This window comes from Pseudaestuariivita atlantica, from assembly GCF_001205715.1.
Classification (GTDB): Bacteria; Pseudomonadota; Alphaproteobacteria; order Rhodobacterales; family Rhodobacteraceae; genus Pseudaestuariivita; species Pseudaestuariivita atlantica.
The window spans coordinates 1-2,569 of sequence record NZ_AQQZ01000042.1 but is presented as its reverse complement, the minus strand read 5'-3'; the positions used below and the strand labels follow the sequence as shown (position 1 = coordinate 2,569).

Here is a 2,569-nt window from a genome sequence, read left to right as displayed (position 1 = left end):
GTTCGACCCGGCAGGCGCAGGAGGCTTCAGGCTCAATGATCACCTCGACCCGCTCCAGATGCTTGGGCAGTGACCCCCGGTTGGTCTGACGCGGCTTTGGCGGTCGCACGGCCGCGGTGCGCTGATCAGCATCAATCTCCGCTTCGACCTGCGCGATGGCCGTCTCGATGTCTTCGAGCTCCAGCTCGTATTGGCCTGGATCGATCTTCTCGGATTTGCTCCCGAAGAGCGCCTTCTTGAAGGAGGCAACCAGGGCCTCGAGACGCGCATTCTGATCCTGCTGCACACGGATAATCGCCTTCAGTTCGGCGATATCATCGGGCAGTTTGTCAGGCACAGTCATGCCCGTTTCTTTAACAAAACAAGGGCAGAATGACCCGCGCAAACGCCCCCATGAGTCACTCCGCCGCAGCCGGAGCCGCAACCTCCAAAGGGCGCACGCGCCGCCAATCCAAACCTGCGAACAACGCCTCAAACTGGGCCGGCTCCAGACGCATCACCCCGTTCTTGACCGCGGGCCATGTGAAGCTGTTATCCTCAAGCCGCTTATAGGCCATCACCAGCCCGCTGCCGTCCCAATAGATCAACTTCAGCCGATCCGCCCGCTTAGCGCGGAACACATAGACCGACCCATCAAAGGGCTGTTGACGCAGTTGGCTTTGCACCAAGGCGGCCAGCCCATCATGACCCTTGCGGAAGTCGACCGGATCACTGGCCACAAAAATCCGGACCTTGTGGGACGGCGTGATCACGTGGTCAAAGCCCGTGCGATCTCCGCGATCCGCGCGGCTGGCGTTGCCGCATCAAGACGAACGGTGACATCGCCTTTGATCACATCAAGTGTGCTGGAGCATGGGGTGGCATAAGGCTGAGCGACAGGCGCAGGCGTCTCAACCTCAACAGGCACAAAGTTCATGCCGTCCAAATTGGGCAGAACCAGCTTGCCCTGCCGCGCCATCCGACGCCAGTCAGACACCGTGCTGGCGATCAACTCATACCGATTGGCAACCGCCTTGACCGTCTCGCCCTCGATCAACGTCTCCGCCACAACCTGCGCCTTCACTTCAGAAGGCCAAATCCGCTTGCCGTCAGCCCGCCGCGGCATCCTTGCCAGAAACTCGCTTGTAGCTCCCATCGAGAACCTCCCCACAAATCAAAGAAGCCTCTGAATCGCAGCTCAAGCGTCAGCTCGAAAGTGTGGGGGCGGCACACCGCTTACCTTCTGTTGCTCGATGCCATTGAACGTATTGAAGTGTCTTTTCGGGCGGCATTGTCGAACTCAATTGCACAGCGCCATACCCCACACTGGTATCAAGATGCCGCGCTGTTTGAAGCAGACTATGACCACGCGGCGTTGATCAATGAGCTTAAGAGGCAGATCGTCCACAACGCCAACACGCCAGAGAAAGAAGCGCAGCGCGATATTCACATTCGCCACTACTACGACAACTACTATGACCCCGACATGCCGCCTTGTTGGATGGTTTTCGAAACCATCTCCTTCGGCACGATCTCCCGAATTTTTAAAGGGCTATACAAGTCGGAGACAACAGAGGTTTGTAATCCGCTGCGGGTCAACCACGACACTCTTAGTTCTTGGATGCACGCGATTTCCTACGTCCGCAATCTATGCGCTCACCATAAACGGGTCTGGAACAAGACCCTGACGATCAAGCCCGCTATCGGCAAGAAGCACAAAGAGAAGTTTCAAGGAAACTCGAAGATTTACGGCGTTATGGTCGTCGTCCAGATCCTTTTGGATCAAGTCGCTCCCGATAACACATGGGCGGAGCGCCTGAGCGAGTTACTAAACGAGCATCCCGACATTCCTCTTGCCAACATGGGTATCCCCGAAAACTGGCGTGACAAACCGTTCTGGGGATTGGGCGAATGAGCCTCGAGATCAAGAACGTCTTAAAGCGTAGTGATGGAGTGCTTTCTAGACGAGTGTCTATGCCCGCCGTACCGTCTGAACGCTGACATTGAACAAGCTGGCGATCTCGCGCAACGGGCGGCGTTCTTCGTCGCGCATGCGGATTGCTTCTGCTTTTTGATCGGGTGATAGGGCAGGGGGACGGCCACCGATGCGACCACGCTTGCGAGCTGCGGCCAAACCTTCGCGTGTGCGCTCTGCGATCCGGCGGCGCTCAAAATGAGCGATGGACGCGAAGACGTGGAAGATCAGCTCTCCGGCTGGCGTCGTCGTGTCGATATCCTCGGCCAAAGATCGGAACCCCGCGCCCCGTTCCTTGATGGCTTCCACAATATCGAGAAGATCGCGCAGGGAACGGGCAAGGCGGTCATACTTCGTCACCACTACCACGTCACCGTCACGGAGCTGATCGAGCATACGTTGCAGCTCTGGTCGCTTAGCCGTTGCGCCGCTGATCGTTTCATAGAATACGCGCCCCGCGCCTACCTCTTTCAAGGCGTCAAACTGAGCCTCCAGGTTTTGGTCTGCGGTGGACACACGAGCATAGCCAATAATCATGCCAAAATCGTACCAAAACCTCATATAATTTGGAATAGGTTTTTGGCACGACTAAGTCCTTGATCAGCCGTGGCGGGG

5 protein-coding genes are annotated in these 2,569 nt (G+C 57.1%); 1 reads left to right on the top strand and 4 read right to left on the bottom strand.

Features of this window, described 5'->3' with window-relative positions:
* The 3 genes from ATO11_RS21000 to ATO11_RS20990 all read right to left on the bottom strand — a co-directional run.
* Positions 1-343, bottom strand: a 343-nt coding sequence (locus ATO11_RS21000; protein ID WP_207383008.1) for a transposase, incomplete at its 3' end; no start/stop codon positions are given.
* Between the two features lie 55 nt (positions 344-398).
* Positions 399-752 carry an IS66 family insertion sequence element accessory protein TnpB gene (tnpB, locus tag ATO11_RS20995; protein WP_050532864.1) on the bottom strand — a complete coding sequence of 118 codons (354 nt, stop codon included), beginning with the start codon at positions 750-752 and terminating at the stop codon, positions 399-401.
* Positions 749-1,135 carry a transposase gene (locus tag ATO11_RS20990; RefSeq protein ID WP_242601496.1) on the bottom strand — a complete coding sequence of 129 codons (387 nt, stop codon included), beginning with the start codon at positions 1,133-1,135 and terminating at the stop codon, positions 749-751. Before ATO11_RS20990 ends, tnpB begins: the two co-directional genes overlap by 4 nt.
* A gap of 90 nt (positions 1,136-1,225) precedes the next feature.
* Between ATO11_RS20990 and ATO11_RS20985 the strand changes: the two genes are divergently transcribed.
* Complete coding sequence (locus tag ATO11_RS20985; protein ID WP_165587011.1) at positions 1,226-1,894, top strand: Abi family protein; 669 nt, start codon at positions 1,226-1,228, stop codon at positions 1,892-1,894.
* Positions 1,895-1,951: 57 nt separating this feature from the next.
* Here the strand turns inward: ATO11_RS20985 and ATO11_RS20980 are convergent, their stop codons facing one another.
* Complete coding sequence (locus ATO11_RS20980; RefSeq protein ID WP_050532865.1) at positions 1,952-2,491, bottom strand: recombinase family protein; 540 nt, start codon at positions 2,489-2,491, stop codon at positions 1,952-1,954.
* Positions 2,492-2,569 lie beyond the last annotated feature (78 nt).

Coding starts and splice junctions, on each gene's coding strand:
- ATO11_RS20990 (WP_242601496.1), bottom strand. CDS start 1,135: ATGGGAGCTACAAGCGAGTTTCTGGCAAGGATGCCGCGGCGGGCTGAC.
- ATO11_RS20980 (WP_050532865.1), bottom strand. CDS start 2,491: ATGATTATTGGCTATGCTCGTGTGTCCACCGCAGACCAAAACCTGGAG.